Source organism: Pseudomonas caricapapayae (assembly GCF_001400735.1).
In the GTDB taxonomy this organism is placed as follows: Bacteria; Pseudomonadota; Gammaproteobacteria; order Pseudomonadales; family Pseudomonadaceae; genus Aquipseudomonas; species Aquipseudomonas caricapapayae.
Window position 1 is genome coordinate 1 of the sequence record NZ_LJPW01000149.1, and the last position, 791, is coordinate 791.

The following is a 791-nucleotide window of genomic DNA, read 5'->3' on the forward strand; positions in this document are numbered from 1 at the left end:
ATGGTGATCCATACGCCGGGCTTTGATGCCCGCGTTAGCCAAGCCTCCCGTCAGACGCTCGCAAATGTTTTTCAAGTACATCGATGGCGTCTGGCCTCGAACCAGCCCATCGCCAGTGCTACGCCGGTAGACGACCATGCGAACCCTGCGTTGCTGTCCGCGCCAGGGCAGTTGAGACACTTTTGTGTCGTCGAACAAACCTCCCGGTTTGGATATGGAGGTCAAGTGGTGCTTGACTAGCTGCAAATACATTTCGGTGAAGGCGCTGCCCTGCGCGCGAGGCTTAATGTAGTCGCGCAGTTGTTGAAGATAATCCTCCCAACTGGTTTCATCCTTGGCGTAGAACTGTACTACCCAAGGCGACTCATCCAGTTCGTCAAAACTGTCCTGCAGCGTATTTTCAAGAGCATCGCGCGCTTTGCGTAACCACTCAGGATCTCGGCCTTCGGTGCCGATGGGGGTCAGTTCATAGAATGCTGCCAGCGACTTGCCGTCCTCGAGCAGCATCGCTTGCTCATGAGGGAGGTATTCCATCCAGGGCAGCATGTCGACAAATGACGGGTTGACGGCATACAGGGCCGCGACATCGTCGACCGTCGCAGGTTTGCGCTTGGGATCGAGCCATGCACCTGGCTCTGGTATTCCCTCAGCCGCCAGGCGAGCCAGGTAACGCTCTCTGGCCCGCGCGAAGATGGCTTCATCTCGTAGCTGATCGGCGATCGTCTCGACGGGCATGTCAGCCACGGTGTCAGCGCCTTGATCCCGACGCTTTGTTAAACGGTCCAAAAATC

The 791-nt window shown here is 57.0% G+C and carries 1 protein-coding gene; it reads right to left on the bottom strand.

The features are described from left to right. On the bottom strand, positions 1–786 hold a 786-nt coding region (locus tag ALO80_RS22170), incomplete at its 3' end, for a TraC family protein (RefSeq protein ID WP_162491692.1). Positions 787–791 lie beyond the last annotated feature (5 nt).